Source organism: Pseudomonas trutticola BRTCR10 (assembly GCF_056155105.1).
Genome location: NZ_CM149552.1, coordinates 6,034,979 through 6,057,231 on the forward strand (window position 1 = coordinate 6,034,979; position 22,253 = coordinate 6,057,231).

General features: G+C 60.6%; 17 protein-coding genes. 7 read left to right on the forward strand and 10 right to left on the reverse strand.

What is annotated here, in order from left to right:
- Positions 1-84: 84 nt before the first annotated feature.
- From ACVVH8_RS27455 to ACVVH8_RS27495, 9 genes are all read right to left on the reverse strand, one after another.
- Positions 85-1,329, reverse strand: coding sequence for a metallophosphoesterase family protein (locus tag ACVVH8_RS27455; protein ID WP_475227319.1), 1,245 nt, complete (start codon positions 1,327-1,329; stop codon positions 85-87).
- Positions 1,330-1,354: 25 nt separating this feature from the next.
- Positions 1,355-3,223 carry a c-type cytochrome gene (locus ACVVH8_RS27460; RefSeq protein ID WP_475227322.1) on the reverse strand — a complete coding sequence of 623 codons (1,869 nt, stop codon included), beginning with the start codon at positions 3,221-3,223 and terminating at the stop codon, positions 1,355-1,357.
- A gap of 163 nt (positions 3,224-3,386) precedes the next feature.
- Positions 3,387-6,839 (reverse strand): GMC oxidoreductase, encoded by a 3,453-nt coding sequence (locus ACVVH8_RS27465; RefSeq protein WP_475227325.1) that lies wholly within the window; start codon positions 6,837-6,839, stop codon positions 3,387-3,389.
- Between the two features lie 1,291 nt (positions 6,840-8,130).
- Positions 8,131-8,901, reverse strand: a complete 771-nt coding sequence (gene etfB / locus ACVVH8_RS27470) for an electron transfer flavoprotein subunit beta (protein WP_475227328.1) — start codon at positions 8,899-8,901, stop codon at positions 8,131-8,133.
- 15 nt (positions 8,902-8,916) lie between these two features.
- Positions 8,917-10,137, reverse strand: coding sequence for an electron transfer flavoprotein subunit alpha (gene etfA, locus ACVVH8_RS27475; protein WP_475227330.1), 1,221 nt, complete (start codon positions 10,135-10,137; stop codon positions 8,917-8,919).
- A complete protein-coding gene (gene dgcB, locus ACVVH8_RS27480; protein WP_475227332.1) occupies positions 10,137-12,086 on the reverse strand; it encodes a dimethylglycine demethylation protein DgcB in 1,950 nt (649 codons plus the stop codon). Before dgcB ends, etfA begins: the two co-directional genes overlap by 1 nt.
- A 163-nt stretch (positions 12,087-12,249) precedes the next feature.
- On the reverse strand, positions 12,250-14,310 hold the full coding sequence (gene dgcA, locus ACVVH8_RS27485; RefSeq protein ID WP_475227336.1) for a dimethylglycine demethylation protein DgcA: 2,061 nt from the start codon (positions 14,308-14,310) through the stop codon (positions 12,250-12,252).
- A gap of 15 nt (positions 14,311-14,325) precedes the next feature.
- Positions 14,326-14,856: a DUF5943 domain-containing protein gene (locus ACVVH8_RS27490; protein ID WP_008083165.1), complete on the reverse strand. Its 531-nt coding sequence runs from the start codon at positions 14,854-14,856 to the stop codon at positions 14,326-14,328.
- 78 nt (positions 14,857-14,934) lie between these two features.
- On the reverse strand, positions 14,935-15,912 hold the full coding sequence (locus ACVVH8_RS27495; RefSeq protein ID WP_007962626.1) for a dipeptidase: 978 nt from the start codon (positions 15,910-15,912) through the stop codon (positions 14,935-14,937).
- A 234-nt stretch (positions 15,913-16,146) separates the two neighbouring features.
- Here ACVVH8_RS27495 and ACVVH8_RS27500 point away from each other — a divergent pair, with 234 nt between their 5' ends.
- The 4 genes from ACVVH8_RS27500 (at position 16,147) to ACVVH8_RS27515 (ending at position 17,769) form a co-directional block, all read left to right on the forward strand.
- Positions 16,147-16,548, forward strand: a complete 402-nt coding sequence (locus ACVVH8_RS27500) for a lysozyme inhibitor LprI family protein (protein WP_475227338.1) — start codon at positions 16,147-16,149, stop codon at positions 16,546-16,548.
- Between the two features lie 212 nt (positions 16,549-16,760).
- Positions 16,761-17,015 (forward strand): type II toxin-antitoxin system RelE family toxin, encoded by a 255-nt coding sequence (locus ACVVH8_RS27505; protein WP_213026796.1) that lies wholly within the window; start codon positions 16,761-16,763, stop codon positions 17,013-17,015.
- Positions 16,999-17,322, forward strand: a complete 324-nt coding sequence (locus tag ACVVH8_RS27510) for a helix-turn-helix domain-containing protein (protein ID WP_095112752.1) — start codon at positions 16,999-17,001, stop codon at positions 17,320-17,322. Before ACVVH8_RS27505 ends, ACVVH8_RS27510 begins: the two co-directional genes overlap by 17 nt.
- Positions 17,323-17,352: 30 nt before the next feature.
- Entirely contained in the window at positions 17,353-17,769 is a 417-nt protein-coding gene (locus ACVVH8_RS27515; RefSeq protein WP_250605870.1) for a DUF3010 family protein, read from the forward strand.
- A gap of 121 nt (positions 17,770-17,890) precedes the next feature.
- Here the strand turns inward: ACVVH8_RS27515 and ACVVH8_RS27520 are convergent, their stop codons facing one another.
- Complete coding sequence (locus ACVVH8_RS27520; protein WP_475227340.1) at positions 17,891-18,835, reverse strand: GlxA family transcriptional regulator; 945 nt, start codon at positions 18,833-18,835, stop codon at positions 17,891-17,893.
- A 192-nt stretch (positions 18,836-19,027) separates the two neighbouring features.
- On the opposite strand from ACVVH8_RS27520, the gene ACVVH8_RS27525 reads away from it, so the two are divergent.
- The 3 genes from ACVVH8_RS27525 (at position 19,028) to ACVVH8_RS27535 (ending at position 22,118) form a co-directional block, all read left to right on the forward strand.
- Complete coding sequence (locus ACVVH8_RS27525) at positions 19,028-19,972, forward strand: choline ABC transporter substrate-binding protein (RefSeq protein ID WP_475227344.1); 945 nt, start codon at positions 19,028-19,030, stop codon at positions 19,970-19,972.
- A gap of 120 nt (positions 19,973-20,092) precedes the next feature.
- Positions 20,093-20,980 carry a 3-dehydrocarnitine:acetyl-CoA trimethylamine transferase CdhC gene (gene cdhC, locus ACVVH8_RS27530; protein ID WP_103304492.1) on the forward strand — a complete coding sequence of 296 codons (888 nt, stop codon included), beginning with the start codon at positions 20,093-20,095 and terminating at the stop codon, positions 20,978-20,980.
- Positions 20,981-21,152: 172 nt separating this feature from the next.
- The gene (locus ACVVH8_RS27535; protein WP_401302987.1) at positions 21,153-22,118 is read left to right on the forward strand and encodes an L-carnitine dehydrogenase; all 966 of its coding nucleotides are present in this window, start codon (positions 21,153-21,155) and stop codon (positions 22,116-22,118) included.
- Positions 22,119-22,253: the final 135 nt, after the last annotated feature.

Sequence of the window (22,253 nt, forward strand, 5' to 3'; positions counted from 1 at the left end):
GCAGCCCGGGACGCTCTGCGTCCCAAAAGGCCGAACGCGGAGCGTCCGTTGAGGCGTTCCCACGCAGAGCGTGGGAACGATCAGTCAGTGAGATGACCACCTCACACTGCCATCCTCACCAATAAACTCCTCAAAAATCTCCTCCCCCACCAACCTGATTTTCGCGTAGCCGTTCAGCACCCGCAGCGGATACGCCGGGTCGTTGGCATCCTGCGTCTCCGACCACAACACCCGCGAATGCCCGTCCAGCTCGCTGGCATTGCCGTAGGGAATCGCCCCGTGCCCGGCGCAACGCGCATGCAGACTACCCTGTTGCGCGTAGACGATGCCGTTGTGCAAATGCCCCCAATACCAGTAATCCGGCTCGCGCCCCAGCGCATCGCACACCGGTTGATACAGCGCAGTCTTGTTGTGTCCGGAAATATCGAAGCCCTGGTGATGGCTGAGCACCATGATTTTTTTGCGTTTCGGCAGATTCTTCATCCACACGATCTGCGGCTCATTCAAGGTGCCATCCATGTACAGGTTCATCGCGTCCGAGGCGTACGCCGAGTCCAGCCCGACCACCAGCCAGTCATCGTTGATCAAGGCGAAGTAACTGGTGCCCTGCTGCCCCGGAAAGCGCTTGGCCAATTCCTTGAAATAACCGTGGGCGCCGCTGTACATCTCGTGATTGGAGTTGAGGGTGAACGAGCCGTGGGTACCCATCGGCCAACCGGCCATGTCGACGTCTTCCTGGGAGTGACTGCCGGCGTAATACACATCGCCCAAATGAATGGTGAAATCCGCCTGGGCCAGTTGCATCTGGTTGGCGACTGAAACCGCCGGCGCATGACTGTCGAACGGCCCGGTGCCCCAGTCGCCGGCAATCGCCAGGGTCACGTCACGCTCCATCTGCACCACCGCCGGGTCAGTGCCGAAGGTCGCGTGATGACGCAGGTTTTCGATCCACTTGAGCAGCGCCTCGCTCCACAGCAGATCGAGCAATTCCCACTTGCGACAACCAAGCAGACTGCCGTCCTTCAGCACCCGGGTTTGCAGTTGATCGCTCGACTGCGGCAAGGGCGCGGCGTTGCCAATGCGCAGGATCGACAAGCCGTGGGACAACTCCCACGGCACTGTCGGTTCATCCGTCGGCAACTCGCCATTTTTCAGCACGTACTGCGCCTGATCATGCCCGCGTTGCAGCAATTTGATGATCGCCTGGAACTCCTGCGGCTCCAGCTCGCTGATGAGCTTCATCCAGGCCATTTCCATGCGCGTGAACAAACCGTGAATGCGCACTTTGACCTTGTCGTATTCGTGTTTCAGATGACTGACCGCTGACATGGCGTAATCCTCTATCCAAAAGGGTTCACAGGGTTTTCATGAATTCGATCAGCGCACGTTTGTCGTCGTCCGACAGCGTCGTGCCGTATAGGTGACCACTGTTGTGGTTGCCCTCCAGCCGCGTGTCGTACTTGAAGTCGGCCGAGGCCTTGGCCTGTGCGCCGCTGGTGACGAAGCCGACATTGACCGGGTCGTAAATGTCCGAGCCGGTGATGAACACCTGCGGACGTTTTTCCGGTGGTTGCAGCAGGTCCCACAGGGTCGGCACCGAGCCGTTGTGCAGGTACGGCGCGCGCAGCCAGATGCCGTCGGTAGGCGTGTTGCTGTAGCTCTGGGTCTTGCGGTAGGCGCCGAAGTCGAACGGCGGTTTTTTGAAGGAGTGGAATGCGGCCACCAAGCCTGTGGTAAACGAATCGAGCCGGTGCGGATCGGTGCCGAGTTGGTCGATGTTGGTAGTGACCTGTCCGGTATCGGTGCGACCGAAGTCATGACAACCGGCGCAGTTGTTATCCCAGATCGGTTTGCCCTGCGCGACCTTGGCCTGATCCAGCGCCCACGGCCACGCCGGCGCCTTGTGCCCGAGCAGCCAGTTGGTCACGCGGTTGAAGCTCGGCGGCAGCACTGATTCCGGCGTTGCGCCCACGGCCATCGCGGCGGCGTAGTTGCGTTCATGGATTTTGTTGTTATTGCCGTCCCAGTGCAGGTACATCGATTCCCGCGGTTTCTGGTTCCATACCTGCGGCAGGTCGACGGTGCCGATGGTCGAGTCATCCGGGAAGCCGAATACCACCATTTTCGTCGGGTTAAAGGTGTCGGTGCGGCCCGGGCCCTGTTGCGGACGCAGCTTTTGCCAGGCGTAGGCCTGTTTCTGCTTGAGCAGCGCGCTTTTCGCCATGGGCATGATCAAGTAGCGGTTGTAGAGCTTTTCGAAAAAGCCCAACTGGAACCTGGCGTTGATCGCCGCCATCACCGCGTCGGTGGTGAATTTCGGATCGCTGGCGCAATCGTAGGCGAACCACTGGAAGGCTTGCAGTTGCAGGGTGTTGGCCGGCGCACTCGGCACGTTTACGGCGACGTCGCTGGCATTCGCCCGGTAGGAACCGGTGTGGCACAACGCGCAGTTCGGCTCGACGGTCGGGTAGCCAATCTGCCGCTTGGCCATGCCGATTGGCAGGTCCTTGCCGTTCTCGAAGAGAAAGCCGAAGACTTCCCAGCCGCCGGGCTTGGGCATCTTTTCCGGGCACATTTGCGGCAGCACGGCGAACAGGTAATACGGGATGCGCGCTTCGATGCCGAGGCCAATGGCGGCGTATTTATAGTGGTCTTCGTCGGAGGCATATTCCTGTTCAGGGACGACGCGGAGCATCTGATACCAGGTTTCATAACCAATGAAGCCCAGCACCGCGACCACGATGAGCGTGCCGACCTTGAAGGCGTGACTCTGCCATTGCCGCTGCCACGCCGCACGCCACTCGCGCCAGCCATCGCAGAGCAGCGCCCATGGCCGGTTCTCAGGCGTGGTGCCGAGGTAGAGGAGAATCCCGAGAATCAGGAAAAAGCTCAGATCGCCCATCAGCATCGGCACGAACACCGAGCCTTGAATGCTGGTGTTGATCAGGTAGATCCAGAACACCACCGCGATCAACCGCGTCAGCACGCACAGCCAGGAATGCACCACATAGCGCGGCGCGTTGAAGCCCGACGGCATGTAAAACACACTGATGCCGACCAGCAGCATCCCGGCGTTTTCCAACCACGGGTCGGAGAGTTGCGGCGGCAACCCGACCACGGATGTCAGCAACCCCGGCGCGAATAGCGCGGGGATCGCGAACACCATGTTCATCGCGATGCCGAGCCAGATGAAGCGTTGAAACCAGCGGATGTAGCTGTCCATATCGTCCATTTCCTTGTACAGACCCAAGAGATGTAGCGCCTGACCTTCAGCTATCGCTGGCAAGCCAGCTCCCACAGGGTCTAGAGGTGTTCACAGGATCTGTGCCTGGCACCACCCAATGTGGGAGCTGGCTTGCCAGCGATGCAGTCGACTCGGTTTCAAGTCAGCCCAGGGCAGTTTTCTCCAGGTGTTCAAGGATGATCGGATAGACATCCACCACCGCGTTCTTGCCGAACATGCAATCGATGTGGCCGTAGCCCGGCACCACCTGCCGGCTATAGCGCTCCGGCCCGTGCATGTCGCACAAACGCTGGTAGGTCTTCAGCGTGCTTTCCGGCAGATAGCACTGGTTGTCGGCACCGCTGATAAAGCAGATCGGCATGGTCAGCCGATCGAAGTGCGGCATGTACACATCGTTGCCTTTGAAATCCACCAGATGCCCTTTGCGCACGATCAGCGCCAGGTGCTCGAAGGTCTCGATGTTCGACTCGCCGAACAGCTCGTGCAGGTTGTCGTGCAGGGTTTCGTTGAGGGTGTCGTGGCGATACAACGAGGCGTACATGAAGGTGATGCGGTGGCACACCGGGTTGGTGCAATAACCCTGCGCCTCGATCCGCGCGTAGCCATTCAGCGCCTTGTCGTAGAGTTTGTTGAACCAGTTTTCCTTGCTGTCGGCGTAAGCGGTCATCGACTTGATGCCGATCGCATCGAGCATTCCCGGCAGGTGCAATCCAGCCTTTAATCCGGTAGCGGTGGCGACCACGGTGTCCGCGGCAATCTGCGAGCAGACCACTGAACGCACGCCCTGCAAACCGGCGAGCAGCGACATAAAGAAGGTCGTTGCGCCGTAGCAATGCACCACGCACTGCACGTCTTTCGCCTGAGTTTCCTGCTGAATCTGCGCGATGGCGGCCTTGAAGTCGTACTGGGCGATCTGGTCGCCGTTCCATTCCTTCTTGCTCGCCGGCAACAGAATGCTCACGCGGAAATCCAGCAGCCACACGTCGTAATCGTGCTTGCACAGGTATTCGAGCAGGTTGGTCTGGATGGTGTCGGTGGAGAAGATATTCGAACCGACGCCCAAACCATGCACGAGCATCACCGGGCCTTTGCTGCCGGCCTGATAACGGCTCAGGCGCAGTTCGACACCGTCCTCGGTGGGGAAAAAATGCACCGCCGGGGTTGGCGCATCCAGTGGCCGTTTCAGCCGTGGCGGCGCGTCGGGGTTGAAGTAGATATCGCCGGCAAACACCCCGCCGTAACTTTCCCAGAGGATTCCGGCGAAGAACTTGCCGAACCGCGCCAGCCCTTCGATGCGCTCCCGCTCGTTGCGCGCGTTGAGCACTTTCATGGTGGTCATCTGTTTGGCGAAATCGGTCGGATGAATGTGCATCACCCCCGAGCCGATGACCTCGCCGCTCTTGTCCGGCCCGCGATACAACGTCACGTACAGCGTGCTGGTGTCGTGCCAGATATTCAGCACGCCGTTGTCTTCCGGCACGGTTTTGAAGGCGCTGAAAAAGTAATCGTTGCCGTCCTCGGCGGTCAGCTTCATGTCGTATTTCATGTGGCGCGTATCGACCTGCTGCTCGAACTGCTCGAACAGGTTGAACACACCGTTGCTGGCGGTCAGCGGTTCTGGCGACAGCGCCGGGGCGATCACGGTGCCGACGATGGTTGCCGCGTGCTCCGGCTCCTTGATCATCCGGTTCATGTCGGCGGCAGTGATGGTCAGGGTGAAGTCGATCGGCGAGTTGTCCGTCTCGCCGCGTTTGGCGGCGGCTTCATAGACTTTCAGATCGGTGCTTTGCGCAGCAGTGAAGGCCCGGGAGAAATAGCCCTTCATGGTTTCGGTGAACTGCACGCCAAGGGTTGGCGGCGCCACCGGTTTGCGTGGTGCCGATGGCAGCGTGTAGTCGATCTGCCAGCCACGGTCGGCGGCGAGCAGGCCCATGTTGCGTTCGCTCACGGCGGAAATGGTCAGCAGCGGATTGACCGCCAGCGACGTCGGAATCACCGCGCCGTCGGTCACGTACAGATTGGCGTAGACATCGGTGCCGGCAGCGCCGCTGAACACCTGGCCCTTGTGATTGACCACGCCTTGCCCGGCATCTTCGCCCATCACGCAACCGCCCAGCGGGTGCACCGAGACGATGCTGTGCTTGAGCAATTTGGTCCAGATCGGGTTCTCCACCCAGACGCCGCCCAGCGCCTTGGTGCTCTGGTGCAGACGCTCGTTGCCGAGTTTGAAGTTCTCTTGCTCGCCAACACCCGGCCAGTCGATGCGCAACTGATCCTTGTTATCCAGCACCATGCGCCCCTGGCCGCTGTCGTGGCTCATGATCAGGTAGGTCTGCATGTTGTGCAGTGCGCCGTAATACGGGCCGCGCAGAAAACTTTCCGCTTCGCGCTCCTTGTATTTCACCTTGCCGCTGAAACTGTCGTCGGTGGCGACGCCGATCATCTCGGCAAACCCGGCCATGCTCGGCACCATCGGCCGGCCAAGGGCTCCGGGGATCGAGCCTTCCTCGATGACCATGCGGCTGCGCCAGTCGCCTTCGGTACGCATGTCGATGACCGACGTGATGCATGGGCCGACCGGGTGCAGTTCCTTGGCCGGGTGCGCGCCGAAGCCGATGCCGTTGATGGTCTGCTCGCAGTTGTGGCCGAAGCCGAGGATGTCGCCGTTGCCGCTCATGTTCTCGCCGAGCTGGCCGGACATCACCAGGCCTTTGTCGCGCGAGCGCAGGAGAATTTCGGTAGAGCCGAGCGTTCCGGCGGAGACCACGACGATGTCGGCCTTCACAAACAGCGTCGGCGCGGAAAACTTCTCGCGGCCGCTGTCCAGATACTGGAAGTGCACGATCCAGCCGTCACCGTCACGCTCCAGATGCCGCACTTCGGCCTGGCAGAAAATCTCCGCACCGTGGTTCCAGGCGTCCGGCAGATAGTTCATCAGCGTGGTGTTCTTGGCCTTGTTGTTACAGCCCGACACGCAGTCGCCGCACTGGTTGCACGGCAGTTGCTCAACACCGACGTGGTTGAGGTTGTTCGGCAGTTTGTCGAAGGTCACGTTGATCGGCGGCTTGTAGAAGTGCGCGCCCTGCTTGAGGTAATCCGCGGACTTCTTGTTGGCGTCGAGCTTGGGCAGGTTCGGTGCAGTGCTCGGGTAAGGATTGGGTTTGAGCATCTCCCGGGCGCGGGCGTAACCGTCCTTGAGCAGCGTGTCGCGATGCTCACGCACGGCCTGCGGCCAGCGTGGGTCGTCGAACACACCGGGCTCCGGTTCCAGAGCAACGTTGGCGTTGATCAGGGACGTGCCGCCGAGGCCGCAACCGACCACGACGTTCTGCTGGGCGTTGACGTGCAGGTCGAACAACCCCGTGCGCGAGCCGATATGGCCATCGGGATCGTGCACCTGCAATTCTTCGGTGGCGGCAATCATGGTGTTGGGGTATTCGCCGGGCTGAATCTCTCGGCCGCGCTCGAGCAAACACACCCGTTTGCCGGCCCGGGACAGGCGCGAGGCAGCAATGCCGCCGCCATAACCGGAGCCAATGACGATGACGTCGTAATGTTCCTTGATCTCGCTGATGGGCGTTGCAATGCGTGTCATGAGACTGATCCTTTCTCAGGCTGATGGGGCAACTCTGCGGTTGCCTGCAATCAATGGGCGAACGAGCACCTGGCCTCCGGGGCGGACCCGGCGACAGCACAGCGGTTGGGGCAGGACTTACGCGCTATAGACGCGCGTGTTGATTGGCCGCACGACGTAACGTGCGCTTGCGTGGCGAGGGGGTTGGGCGATGTGGGCGGCTATCCATCATGCGTTCTCCCAGAACCAGATGTGGATAAGTGACGGCTGTCCTTGTGCCATTGCAGTGAAGACAGCAGAGGATTCGAAGTCAAGGCAACGCCTTAGAACTGTATGAAATGTGATCAAGTGCCGTTTGGACTATGGCGGGCGGGGCTTGCACGGTTCGACGAACAAGTTATCCACATAGCCACCCACAGCAAATGGGGGTAACTGTGGATGACTCGGAAAATAAGTGGTTGATCTGTGAAGAAAAATCGTGACTTATCCAGAAGGACGGTTTGCGAGAGGTATTGGATGTTTTTTGATCACTTGCGTGTAAGCCACGTTGTACATGGTCTGTAGCGGATGGCGAACACGTTATCCACAGAAGCGCCAACAGAGATCGGGGGTAACTTCGGCTTATCTGTGGAAAAGCATCGAAGGCTTTGTGAAATCGGGGTTTACGCGGGAGTTTTGCGTAAAACCAGACGATTTGATCGTTTTTTGATCGACTCCTCGTAAGCCACGGTTTATATGGGTCTCAGCGGATAGCGAACATCTTATCCACAGAAGCGCCAACAGAGATTGGGGGCAACTTGGCGAGTTATCCATTGGAAAAAGCCAGAAAAAACCGCAGCTTAGGCTGGTTGTTTTTTGATCGGATGGCTGAAAGGCTTGATTGACGTGGGGTGCAGTGATGGGCGAACACGTTATCCACAGATCCGCCAACAGGGATTGTGGGTAAACAGCCTGCCCTCATCGGAACGCCGACCGCCCAGCCCTTTCCCGGAGGGAGAGGGGGCCCACAGAGTTGTATCGGCCAAATACATCGACCTGCAGCACCACGGTGACCTTAGCTTGGCCAAGCCTTAGTTTGCGCTGATCTTTCAGGTCGATGTAACGCTTGAAAGCGCCACCGTAGGTCCCCTCTCTCTCCGGGAGTGTATGTACCGGAGACATGGTGGACACATGTTCGGAGACATGGTGGACGGTTTTAGATCTTCTTACCTGCCGTAACGATCTGCAAGTNAAAAAGTGTCCACCATGTCTCCGAACACCTGTCCACCATGTCTCCGGTACATACAGGGAGAGGGCTAGGGTGAGGGGCCTTTCAGCGGACGACACCTTCTTCGATCAGCAGTTTGAGGATGGCTTCAGCTCCGGCCTCTGCGGTAACACCCTTGAGCACCTGCCCCCCGCCACCACTGGCCTTGGCCGTCGCGGCTTTCATTCGGTCGGCACCGCTTTTGGCCTTGATCACCTTCAAGCGTTTCGGCCGTGGCTTGGCCGGTTGCAGAGTAGCCACCGACAGCAGCTCATCATCCACAACTTCCACATCTTCAACCTGCAAGACACCCCGCCGCGCCGGGCCATAAGCGCTTTGCCGAGGCTTCGGCGCAGCGTTATCCACAGTCGCCAGAAACGGCAGTTTCACCTTCAAGCGCCGCCGCTGCCCCCGGGGCAATGCTTGCAGCACCAACGCCGAACCGTCGTTGATCGACTCGACCTGCGCCAGCCCGACCACCAATGGCCAGCCCAACCCTTCGGCCAGCAGAAACGGCAGCATCCCCGAACCTTCACCGGTTTCCGCCTGACTACCGGTCAGCACCACCTGCGCCCCGGCATCGCGCAGATACGCGGTCAGCGCCGGTAGCGCATCGGCGCCAGCTGGTTGTTCCAGCACATGCATCTGTTCCAGGCCCATGCCCAGATAGGCGCGCAGTGCCGGTTCCGCGACATCCCCGGCATGCAGCACTTGCAGGTTATCCCCAGCCAGTTGCAGGCCCAGTTCCACGGCGCGGGCATCCTGTTCGGCGCGGCGTGGCCGGCCCGAAGTCGGGTGGGCACCGATGGAAACCAGGCTGATGACATTGCTGTTCATAACTGTGTCCTTCCCTTAAGCCGCATCGCGCTTGGCGTCGTTGCGGTAAGCCGCTACCGCCGCGATCAAGGCTTGAAGTATCTCCGCGCTCTCGCCGATCACCGACAGGTCCGCACGCTTGATCATGTCGCACCCCGGATCGAGGTTGATCGCCACCACCTTGTCGCAGGCGCCGATGCCTTGCAGGTGCTGGATCGCCCCGGAGATACCCACAGCCACGTAAACCCGTGCGGTGACCCAAGTGCCGGACGCGCCGACCTGCCGATCACGGGCCATGAAGCCATCGTCCACTGCTACCCGCGACGCCCCCTCGGTAGCGCCGAGTGCTGCCGCTGTTTCGTGGAATAGCTGCCAATCCTTGACGCCGTTACCGCCGGAGAAAATGAATTCGGCTTCGGCCATCGGAATTGCCGCCGGGTCCACTGCGACCGCACCGAGATTCTCGATCCGCGACAGGCTGCGCGCGACACTTGTGGATAACTCCACCGGCAGCACTTCATGACGGGTGTCGCTGACCGGTTCGGCGCACTCGGCCGACGCCAGAATCAACCGTGCGACCGGCCGCGCCAGGTCCTGCAGCCCGGCACCGGCGCGGCCGATGCATTCCTGATCCTTGACCTGCCACACCCGCGTCGCCGGGCGTTCGCCTAGTGCAGCGGCAAAACGGCGGCCGAGCTCGCCGCCACCGCTGCGACTGTCCGGCAGCAGCCAGTGACGCGGGTTGAACTGGTTATCCACAGCCCGTAGGCCCTGCACCCGTTGTTCCGGTGCATAACCGCTGAACTCATCGCCCTCAAGCACCAGCAAGCGATCGACGCCCGCCGTGGCGAAGGCGTTTTCCTTGTGCTCGCCGAATACCACCGCCAGCACCGCGCCGTCCTTGCCGGCCAGTTGATGCGCGAGGCCCAGCAGGTCGCGGTCGTGGCTGCTCAAGCGGCCGCCGACCATGTCCGGCACCACACTGATGTAGAACGCCGGGGCCGGGACCTGATGCAGCGGCAATTGCACTTCAACCGTGGCCGAGCGTTTGACCGCCCCGCCCTGCTGCGCGCCGCTGCGGTCGATGCGTTTGATGCCGTTGGGGCCGATGAAGCCGATGCCGCGCAGATTCTTGCGGATGACGCCGTTGGGGCCCATCCAGCTGTGTTGCGCCGGTTGCATCGCCGCGTGCAGCGGGTGCAGGCGGTTACGGGCGATCCATTCGGCGCGTGGGTCGCGGCGGATAATGTCGCTCATCAGTGGGCCTCCGCAGGTTCACGTTTCGCCGGAGTAACAGGCTTGTTCGGCGCGGCGTCTTCGAGCAGCGCGTCGGCCACCAGTTCGGCGATGTCCTTGATCAGCGGACGTGGTTCGACCACGCCTTCGAGCATCGCCGTGCACTGTGGACAACCCACGGCCACCAACTCGGCGCCGGTCTCGCGGATGTCTTCCATGCGCATGTCGGGAATCCGCTGCTTGCCTGGAATGTCGGTGATCGGCGCGCCGCCACCGCCACCGCAGCAACGCGAGCGGAAGCCGGAACGTTGCATCTCTTTGACCTCGATGCCGAGGGCACGCAGCACTTCACGCGGCGCCTCGTACTCGCCGTTGTAGCGACCGAGGTAGCACGGGTCGTGATAGGTCACGCTGTTGCCTTTGTGCTGACTGAGGTTCAGCGCGCCGGCCTGAATGATTTCCGCCATGTAGGTGCTGTGGTGCTGCACCAGGTAGTGGCCGTCGAAGGCACCGTATTCGTTTTTCAGCACATGGAAACTGTGCGGATCACAGGTGACGATGCGGTTGAAGCTGTATTTGGCCAGGGTCTGGATGTTGCGTTTGGCGAGCAACTGGAAGGTCGCTTCGTCGCCCAAACGACGGGCGACATCGCCGCTGTCGCGCTCTTCGAGACCGAGTACGGCAAAGTCGATTTTCGCCGCCTTCAGCACTTTGACGAAGGCGCGCAAGGTGCGCTGGTTACGCATGTCGAAGGCACCATCGCCGACCCAGAACAGCACGTCGGTGGACTTCTTCTCGCTGAGCAGATTGAGGTTCAAGTCCGCCGCCCAGTTCATCCGCCCGCCCGGGGCGAAACCGCCGGGGTTGTCGGTGGCGATCAGGTTTTCCAGAACCTCGGCGCCCTTGTTCGGGGTCGCGCCTTTTTCCAGAGTCAGATGACGGCGCATGTCGACGATGGCGTCGACGTGCTCGATCATCATCGGGCATTCCTCGACGCAGGCGCGGCAAGTGGTGCACGACCACAGGGTTTCGGCATCGACCAGACCGTTGACGATCGGTTGATGCGGATTGCCGCTGTGCTCACCAATTGGCTTGCCTGGATACGGGCTACCGGCGAATTTCGCGTCAGTGCCACCAGCAAGACCTACGACCATGTCCTGAATCAGCTTTTTCGGGTTCAGCGGCTGGCCGGCGGCGAACGCCGGGCACGCGGCTTCGCACTTGCCGCACTGCACGCAGGCGTCGAAACCGAGCAGTTGGTTCCAGGTGAAATCCTTGGGTTTTTCCACGCCCAGCGGCGCGCTTGGATCATTGAGATCCAGCGGTTTCAAACCGGTGGAGCGACCGCCACCAAAACGCTCGGCGCGACGGTGCCAGGCCAGGTGCAGGGCCCCGGCGAAAGCGTGCTTCATCGGCCCGCCCCAGGTCATGCCGAAGAACAATTCCGACACGCCCCACAGCACACCGATGCCGAGGATCGCCGCCAGTACCCAGCCGCCGAAGTTCTCCGGAAGGATTCCGGCCACCGGCAACGTCACCAGGAAGAACGAGGCAGAGAACGCCAGCAGGCTTTTCGGCAGGCGCATCCACGGGCCTTTCGACAACCGTGCCGGCGGGTTGCGTCGACGCAGGTAAACGAAGATTGCACCGACGAACATCACCGCCGTCATCAGCAGCAACGCATAGCCAAGGATGCGGTTATGCAAGCCGAAACCGTGTACCAGAATCGCCAGCACAATCGATGCCACTGCACCACCGGCCGTGGCGACGTGGGTGTTGGCGATGTATTTGTCCCGCGCCACCACATGGTGCAAATCGACCATGTAGCGCTTGGGCATGGCGAGCAGGCCGCCGATCAGGTCGACCTTCGAGGCCCGGCCCCGACGCCACATCGCTACCCGCCGCAACGCGCCCAGCACCGCGAGGGCCAGGGCTGCGAACAACAGGATTGGAAGAAGGGTGTTCAACATAGGTGAAGCTCCCACCAGTACAGCCTGGAGAAACACGGCGTTCACTGATCGTTCCCACGCTCTGCGTGGGAACGCAGCCCGGGACGCTCCGCGTCCCAAAGCGGACGCAGAGCGTCCGTTGAGGCATTCCCACGCGGAGCGTGGGAACGATCAGTTAACTAGCCTAGAAATCCTTGCAGAGGCGCAGGGCGTCATAAATCGCGGCGTGGGTATTACGCTGCGCCACACAGTCACCGATGCGGAACAGCAAGTAGCCGTCACCGGTGGTGCTCAACGATGGCTGCGGCTTGATCGCGAACAGTGCGTCAATGTCGATCTGGCCCTTGTTGCGCGAACCTTCCTTGAGCCCGTAATACAGCTCTTCGTCCGGACGCACGCCGTTCTCCACCACCACTTGATCGACCACCCGCTCCTCTTTGGCGCCGGTGTATTCGTTCTCCAGCACCGCCACCAACTTGTCGCCCTCGCGGTAGACCTTCTCCAGCATCATGTCGCCGGTCATGATCACTTCTTTCGGGTACATGCTGCGGTAGTAGGTCGGGAACGACGTACCACCGATGGCCACGCCCGGCTTGATGTCGTCGGTGACGATCTCGACCTGGCTGCCCTTGTCGGCGAGGAAGTCCGCCACCGACATCCCGGTGAACTCGCAGATGGTGTCGTAGACCAGCACGTTCTTGCCCGGCGCAACCTTGCCGTCTAGCACGTCCCAACTGCTGACCACCAGCCCTTCGGCGGCGCCCCAGTGTTCGTTCTGCTCAAGGAACGGATGACCGCCCACCGCCAGCACCACCACGTCTGGACGCAGATCGAGGATGGTCGCCGCGTCCGCGGCAGTGCCCAGACGCAGATCGACTTTCAGCCGCGCCAGCTCCAGCTGGAACCAGCGGGTGATACCGGCGATCTGGTCACGTTGCGGCGCTTTCGACGCGGTGGTGATCTGCCCGCCGATGAATTCTTTCTTCTCGAACAGCGTCACGTCGTGGCCACGCTCGGCCGACACACGCGCCGCTTCCATGCCCGCCGGCCCAGCACCGACGATCACCACTTTGCGTTTCACACCAGTGGATTTCTCGATGATGTGCGGCACGCCCATGTATTCACGGGAGGTCGCGGCGTTCTGGATGCACAGCACGTCCAGCCCTTGGTACTGACGGTCGATGCAGTAGTTGGCGCCGACGCACTGTTTGATCTGGTCGACCTGGCCCATCTTGATCTTGGCGATCAGGTGCGGGTCGGCGATGTGCGCGCGGGTCATGCCGACCATGTCGACGTAACCGCCTTCAAGGATGCGCGTGGCCTGGTTCGGGTCCTTGATGTTCTGCGCGTGCAGAACCGGGGCCTTCACAACCTCTTTGATACCGGCAGCCAAATGCAGAAACGGCTCCGGTGGATAACTCATGTTGGGGATAACGTTGGCCAGGGTGTTGTGGGTGTCGCACCCCGAACCGACCACGCCGATGAAGTCGATCATGCCGGTGTCGTCGTAGTACTTGGCGATCTGTTTCATGTCCTCGTGGGACAAGCCGTCCGGGTGGAATTCATCACCGCACAGACGGATGCCGACACAGAAATCGTCGCCGACTTCCTTGCGCACAGCCTTGAGCACTTCCAGACCGAAACGCATGCGGTTCTCGAAGCTGCCGCCCCATTCGTCGGTGCGTTTGTTGACCCGTGGGCTCCAGAACTGGTCGATCATGTGCTGGTGCACGGCAGACAGTTCGACGCCGTCGAGGCCACCGGCCTTGGCCCGTGCGGCAGCGGTGGCGTAGTTGCCGATCACCCGCCAGATTTCTTCCGGCTCGATGGTTTTGCAAGTCGCGCGGTGCACTGGTTCACGGATGCCCGACGGCGACAGCAGGGTCGGCCAGTGCTCGCCGTCCCAGCGCGAGCGGCGGCCCATGTGAGTAATCTGGATCATGATCTTGGCGCCATGCTTGTGCATGGCGTCGGCCAGATTCTGGAAGTGCGGGATGATCCGGTCATCCGCCAGGTTCACCGATTTCCACCAGCCTTGCGGGCTGTCGATGGCCACACTGGAAGAACCGCCGCAAATCGCCAGGCCGATGCCGCCCTTGGCTTTCTCTTCGTAGTATTTGACGTAGCGGTCGGTGGTCATGCCGCCGTCGGTCGCGTAGACCTCGGCGTGCGCGGTACTGAGCACGCGGTTGCGGATGGTCAGTTTGCCGATCTGGATCGGCTGGAACATTGCTTCGAAAGCCATGGCGGGTTCCTCGACTTACAACGGCTTGACGGTGAACAGGCCGTCGTCGTGGCCTTCTTCGGAGCCACCGTAGACTTGCTCGGCAACCGTGCGAATCTTGCTGCCGCGCGCTTCAAGAATCTGATCCATGGCACCGGCAAACCAGCCGGTGAACATGTAGTCGACCTTGCGCCCGACCTTGCCGTAGACGTAGACGAACGCCGAGTGTTCGAGCTTGACGCTGGCGGTGCCTTTGTCGAGGTCGATGTCCTGGATCTTGAATAGGCCCCAGCCGCGTTGCGACAAGCGCTTCATGTAGTGTTCGAACACCGCGACGCCTTCCAGGCCGTGGCATTCGGCTTCTTTTTCACACCAGTGCCAGGCGGATTTGTAGCCGGCCTTGTAGAGGATTTCGGCATAGGCTTCAGCGCCCAAAACCTCTTCGATGCCCATGTGGTTATTCACGAAGAAGTGGCGTGGCACGTAGAGCATCGGCAGGGCGTCGGAGGTCCAGACACCGGTTTCGCTGTCGACTTCGATTGGCAATTGCGGGGCGATCTTGGCCATGGAAACTTAACTCCAGAAAATTTGGTTTGTTACCCCCGGCGCGGACGGCCGGGGGAAAGGATTCAGAAGTGCGGTGGCTTATTCGCCCCAAACATCTTTCAAGACGTTGACCCAGTTCTCGCCCATGATCTTGCGCACGACGCGCTCGGAGTGGCCGCGCTTGAGCAGGGTTTCGGTCAGGTTCGGGAACTCGCCGACGGTGCGGATGCCCAGCGGGTTGATGATCTTGCCGAAGCTGGTCAGACGACGGGCGTAGCCCTTGTCGTGGGTCAGGTATTCGAAGAAGTCCTGACCGTGACCCTGGGTGAAGTCGGTGCCGATGCCGATGGCGTCTTCGCCGACAATATTCATGGTGTATTCGATGGCTTCGGCGTAGTCGTCGATGGTCGAATCGATGCCCTTGGCCAGGAACGGCGCAAACATGGTCACGCCGACAAAACCGCCGTGATCAGCAATGAACTTCAGTTCTGCATCGGACTTGTTGCGCGGGTGCTCCTTGAGCCCCGACGGCAGGCAGTGGGAATAGCAGACAGGTTTTTTCGATTCGAGGATGACTTCTTCGGAGGTCTTGGAGCCAACGTGGGACAGGTCGCACATGACGCCGACGCGGTTCATCTCGGCAACGATCTCGCGACCGAAGCCCGACAGGCCGCCGTCGCGCTCGTAGCAACCGGTGCCGACCAGGTTCTGGGTGTTGTAGCACATCTGCACGATGCCGACGCCGAGCTGCTTGAACACCTCGACATAGCCGATCTGGTCTTCAAACGCGTGGGCGTTCTGGAAGCCGAAGAGGATGCCGGTCTTGCCCTGCTCCTTGGCGCGACGGATGTCGGCGGTGGTGCGCACCGGCATCACCAGGTCGCTGTTCTCGCGGATCAGCTTCTGGCTGGCAGCGATGTTGTTCACGGTCGCCTGAAAGCCTTCCCACACCGACACCGTGCAGTTGGCCGCCGTCAGACCGCCCTTGCGCATGTCTTCGAACAGCTCGCGGTTCCATTTGGCAATGATCAGACCGTCGATAACGATGCTGTCGGCGTGTAATTCGGCTGGGCTCATCAGGCGTCCCCTTATTGGCGATTCATGCGCCGAATCGTCTGCCGGCGCTTTGGGGCCAGCATATGCCTCGGTGCCGGGGCGACCGGGTGCAAAAACGACAGGGGAATTGCCGAAAGCGTCAATCCGCGACAAAGGGTCGCCAGACGCCCCGATCAGCTACCTGTTCAAGCCCGCGCGCTTGAGCCAGAATCTCCCGCATCTTGGAAACACCACTGGATTAGAGCGGCGACAACAATGAAATCGATCTTCCTGGCTTTGGCACTGCTTGCGACCGGCGTACACGCCGCCGAAGAGACCGACAACAACCCGTGCGACGCGGTCGAAAACGACGTCCAGACCCTGGAATGCTCGACCTACAGCCGCACTACTGCAGAAGACCTGCTCAAGGACAACTACGCCAGCCTCAACGAACGCATGCAGACCGCGTACGGCAAAAACGCCACGCAACTGGCGGATATCACCGCCAAACTCAAAACCGCCCAGCAGCAGTGGCTGAAGACACGGGATGCGGATTGCGCGGTGGAGGCGTTCCCGGCGACGGCGGGGAGCAAGGCCTTCACGATTGCGCAGAATGACTGCGTGGCGCGGATGAGTGATGAACGGTCGGAGTTTTTGGAGTCGATTGGGCAGGAATAGTCCTCAAAATTTGAAGGAAAATTGGCACTGCTTTCTGCAATTGCCTCGTGAATCTCTTCTTCTTACGGCACATGCCGACTTCGCCTACACCTATTGCGTGAAAGCCCCGATCTACGGGCGCTTCACGCAATATCCTGACAACTGTTCTTGATTGGCCACCTTAAAAATATAAGCAAAGATTCGCGAATCTTATAAAAGACTTATATTCTTCCATGAACAGCATCCACTGGACACGAAAGGCCGTTAAGCAACTCTTGAAATTGCACTCTGTGCATCAGGTACAGGTTCGAGATGCCGTTACGGCGCTTGCCGACATGCCTGATATGGGCAATGTCAAAGCACTGATTGGCCATGACTACTCCTACCGCCTGCGTGTCGGTAATTATCGAGTCATGTTCGACTGGGATGGCGCAATCAAAGTGGTCAGTATTCAAGAGGTCAAGAAACGCGATGAACGCACCTACTGACATCCAAATCATCAACGACGCCGAGGGCAACCCCGCCTTCGTCGTCATTCCCTACGCGCAGTACGTTGCGCAAAAAATGCAGCCCGACCTGATTCCCCATGAGGTCGTCAGCCGGATGGTCGATGGGGCAACACCGATCCGTGCCTGGCGCGAACACCTCAACCTGACTCAGGAAGAAGTCGCCAAACGCATGGGTATTTCGCAACCGGCGTTTGCTCAACAGGAAACGGTGTCCAAGCCACGTAAAGCGACACGCGAGAAAATTGCGTCGGCGTTCGGGATCACCGCCAATCAGCTTGAGCTGTAAGCTGCCCCTCTTCACTTCAAGGAATTCCCCATGAACATCTGCGGCATCGAAATCAAAGGCAGCGAAGCGATCATCGCCGTGGCCGCTCTCGACGGTTCGACCCTGAGCCACATTCCCCTCGCCACCAAGAAGATCGCCCTCGAAGACGATGACGAGGCGGCCAACGTGAAGCTGTTCGCGGCGCAGGTGGCGTCGTTTGTGCGGGAGAATTCGGTTGACCGGATTGCGATCAAGAAGCGCAGCAAGAAGGGCGAGTTTGCCGGTGGGCCGACAACGTTCAAGATTGAGGGTGTGTTTCAGTTGCTGGATGGGTGTGAGGTGACGTTGTTGTCGCCGCAGACGATCAATGCGCAGGCGAAGAAGCACAATTTCGAACTGCCGGGGACGCTGAACAAGTATCAGCATGAGGCGTACAAGGCGGCGTGTTCGGCGTTGGTGAAGAAGTAACCCTATCAAACTGTAGGAGTGAGCCTGCTCGCGATGGCGGAGTGTCAGTCGACATCAATGTTGTCTGATTTACCGCTATCGCGAGCAGGCTCACTCCTACAGAGGTTTTGTGTACATCCCTTCAGGCCTGGGCGGTACGGCGGTCTTCTCTCGGGCACCGTGCAAACTTCGCCCGATAGCTGCGAGTGAAGTACGACGGCGATTCAAAGCCGCAGGCGATGCTGACTTCCAGCACACTCATGTCGGTCTGGCGCAACAACTGCCGGGCCTTTTCCAACCTTAGCCGCAGATAGAAATTGCTCGGCGTGTCGTTCAGGTGCAGCCGAAACAAGCGCTCCAGTTGCCGCCGCGTCACCTTGATCGATTCCGCCAGTTGCAGCGTGGTCAGCGGCGGTTCGCTGTGTTGTTCCATCTCGCCAATCACCTGCACCAGTTTCTTGTTATTGATGCCGTAGCGCGTGGCGACTTCCATGCGCTGGTGGTCCTTGCGCGGGCGGATCCGTCCCAATACGAACTGCTCGCTGACCTGAATCGCCAGTTGCGGGCCGTGGGCCTGGGCGATCAGGTCGAGCATCAAATCGATGGAGGCGGTACCGCCGGCCGAGGTGATGCGCCGGCGGTCAATCTCGAACAGTTCCTGGGTCACACTGAGCTGTGGATAAGATTCCTTGAAGGCATCGATGGCTTCCCAGTGCAGGGTCAGGCGATGGCCATCGAGCAAACCGGCCTCGGCGAGCACGAAACTACCGGTATCGATGGCGCCGAGGGTGACGCCTTCGTTGTCCAGCCGCCGCAGCCAATGTTCCAGCGTCGGCGTGGCGCACTTCAGCGGTTCGAACCCGGCCACCACCAACAGCGTCGCACCTTTCTTCAAAGGTTCCAGCGCCGCATCGGCGTTGACCGACATGCCATTGCTCGCCAGCACCGCCCCGCCATCGGCACTTAGCACATGCCAGCGGTACAACTCGCCACGAAAACGGTTGGCCACGCGCAGCGGTTCAATCGCAGAGATAAAGCCAATGGCGGAGAACCCCGGCATCAGCAAGAAGTAGAAGTCCTGGGACATGGGCGCACTCGGTTGGCGGGTAGCGTGGAATGTTGATACGCCAGTTGTCTTCGGCATTCAAGAGCACAGGTCGCTACAGTGCAAATGCCAGTCGCCGCAGTGCGCTTTCAAAGGCACACAGCTGCGTAACTTTGCATCACCGGCGCATCAGACGCCGGGAACCACAATAAACGACCTGCCGAGGAACCCGACATGAAACGACTGACCAGCAGCTGTGTTCTTGCACTCAGCGGTACCGCTTTCTTGAGCGCCAGCGTCATGGCGGCCGAACCCGCGTCTTGCCAGAACGTACGCATGGGCGTGGTCAACTGGACCGACGTGATCGCCACCAGTGCCATGACCCAGGTCCTGCTCGACGGCCTCGGCTACAACACCAAACAAACCAGCGCGTCCCAGCAAATCATCTTCGCCGGGATTCGCGATCAGCGGCTGGACCTGTTCCTCGGCTACTGGAACCCGCTGATGACCCAGACCATCACCCCGTTCGTCGACGCCAATCAGGTCAAAGTCCTCGAAGCACCGAGCCTGAAAGACGCCCGCGCCACCCTCGCCGTGCCGACCTATCTGGCCGACAAGGGGCTGAAAACCTTCGCCGACATCGCCAAGTTCGAAAAAGAACTGGGCGGCAAGATCTACGGCATCGAGCCGGGCTCGGGCGCCAACACGCAGATCAAGGCGATGATCAGCAAGAACCAGTTCGGCCTCGGCAAATTCCAGCTGGTTGAATCCAGCGAAGCCGGGATGCTCGCCGCCGTTGATCGCGCCGTGCGCCGCAAGGAGGCCGTGGTGTTCTTCGGCTGGGCGCCGCACCCGATGAACGTCAACGTCAAGATGACTTATCTGACTGGCAGCGACGACGCCCTTGGCCCGAACGAAGGCATGGCCACGGTGTGGACCGTTACCGCACCGAAATACGCCGAGCAGTGCCCGAACGTCGGCCGTCTGCTGAGCAACCTGACGTTCACCGCCGAAGACGAGAGCCGGATGATGCAGCCGCTGCTCGATCACAAGGACGCCTTTGAGTCGGCCAAGCAATGGCTCAAGGATCACCCTGAAGACAAGCAGCGCTGGCTTGACGGTGTAACCACCTTCGATGGCAAACCGGCCGCTGAAAATCTCCAGCTGACCAGCAAATAACCCTCTCATTTAAAGGCCCCTCACCCTAACCCTCTCCCAGAGGGAGAGGGGATTGACCGACGCTTCGCAGCCCCGAAATGGGCTGCGGACAGACCCATCACGCCTGAAGGAAACCGCACCATGAACCACGACGTCATCATCACCTGCGCACTCACCGGTGCTGGCGACACGACCGCCAAGAGCCCGCACGTGCCGGTAACCCCGAAACAAATCGCGGCGGCGGCGGTGGAAGCGGCCAAGGCTGGCGCCACCGTTGTGCACTGCCATGTGCGCGATCCGCAGACCGGCAAGTTCAGCCGCGACGTGGCGCTGTACCGCGAAGTGATGGAGCGCATCCGCGAGGCGGACGTCGACATCATCGTCAACCTCACCGCCGGCATGGGTGGCGACCTGGAGATCGGTGCCGGCGAGCACCCGATGGAGTTCGGTCCGAACACCGACCTGGTCGGCCCGCTGACCCGCCTGGCCCATGTTGAACAACTGCTGCCGGAAATCTGCACTCTCGATTGCGGCACGCTGAATTTCGGCGATGGCGACACCATTTACGTCTCCACTCCGGCGCAATTGCGCGCCGGCGCCAAGCGCATCACCGAGCTGGGCGTGAAGGCCGAGCTGGAGATTTTCGACACCGGGCACCTGTGGTTCGCCAAGCAGATGATCAAGGAAGGCTTGCTCGACAACCCGCTGTTCCAGTTGTGCCTGGGCATCCCGTGGGGCGCGCCGGCCGACACCACCACCATGAAAGCCATGGTCGACAACCTGCCCGCCGATGCGGTGTGGGCCGGGTTCGGCATTGGCCGCATGCAGATGCCGATGGCCGCGCAAGCAGTCCTGCTCGGCGGCAACGTGCGGGTCGGGCTGGAAGACAACCTGTGGCTGGACAAGGGCGTGCTGGCAACCAACGGTCAACTGGTCGAACGCGCCACCGAGATCCTCAGCCGCTTGGGCGCCCGGGTACTGACCCCGGCGGAAGGTCGCAAGAAAATGGGCCTGACCCAGCGCGGTTAACCCTACATCTATTCCCTTTGGGAACCGGAATTGTGGCGAGGGGATTTATCCCCGTTCGGCTGCGCAGCAGTCGCAAAATTCTTGGGGCCGCTGCGCGACCCAACGGGGATAAATCCCCTCGCCACAAGAACCGGTTTCACACGGGATCACCGAATATTTTCAGGAAATCGCCATGAGCTTTATCACCAACATCAAAACATTCGCCGCACTGGGCAGCGGTGTCATCGGCAGTGGCTGGGTGGCCCGCGCCCTCGCCCATGGCCTCGACGTGGTGGCCTGGGACCCGGCGCCCGGCGCTGAAGCGGCACTGCGCAAACGCGTAGCCAATGCCTGGGGTGCGCTGGAGAAAAACGGTCTGGCGCCCGGCGCCTCGCAGGATCGTCTGCGTTTTGTCGCGACCATCGAAGAGTGCGTCTGTGATGCCGATTTCATTCAGGAAAGCGCCCCGGAACGACTGGAGCTGAAACTCGATCTGCACAGCAAAATCAGCGCGGCGGCCAAGGCCGATGCGCTGATTGGTTCGAGCACTTCGGGTCTGCTGCCGAGCGAGTTCTACGAGAGTTCGACGCATCCAGAGCGCTGCGTGGTCGGTCACCCGTTCAACCCGGTTTATCTGCTGCCATTGGTCGAAGTCGTGGGTGGCAAGAACACCGCGCCGGAAGCTATTCAGGCAGCGATGAAAGTCTACGAATCCCTCGGCATGCGCCCGTTGCACGTACGCAAGGAAGTGCCCGGTTTCATCGCCGACCGTTTGCTCGAAGCGCTGTGGCGTGAGGCGCTGCATCTGGTCAACGACGGCGTGGCGACTACCGGTGAAATCGACGATGCGATCCGCTTTGGCGCCGGTTTGCGCTGGTCGTTCATGGGCACGTTTCTGACTTACACGCTGGCCGGTGGTGATGCCGGTATGCGCCACTTCATGTCGCAATTCGGTCCGGCCTTGCAGTTGCCGTGGACGTATCTGCCGGCGCCCGAGCTGACGGACAAGTTGATCGATGATGTGGTGGATGGCACCAGTGAGCAGCTTGGCCGCCACAGCATTTCGGCGCTGGAGCGCTATCGTGATGATTGTTTGCTGGCGGTGCTTGAGGCGGTGAAAACCACCAAGGAAAAGCATGGGATGAGTTTCAGCGAGTAATGCGTTCGCTTCAAACCGTTGCCCTCACCCTAGCCCTCTCCCAGGGGTAGAGGGGACTGACCGCGTTGTTCATGCGAGCTACGCCGACCTGCACCACCGAGCCGAACTCCAATATTGAAAGGCCCCCGATCGGCT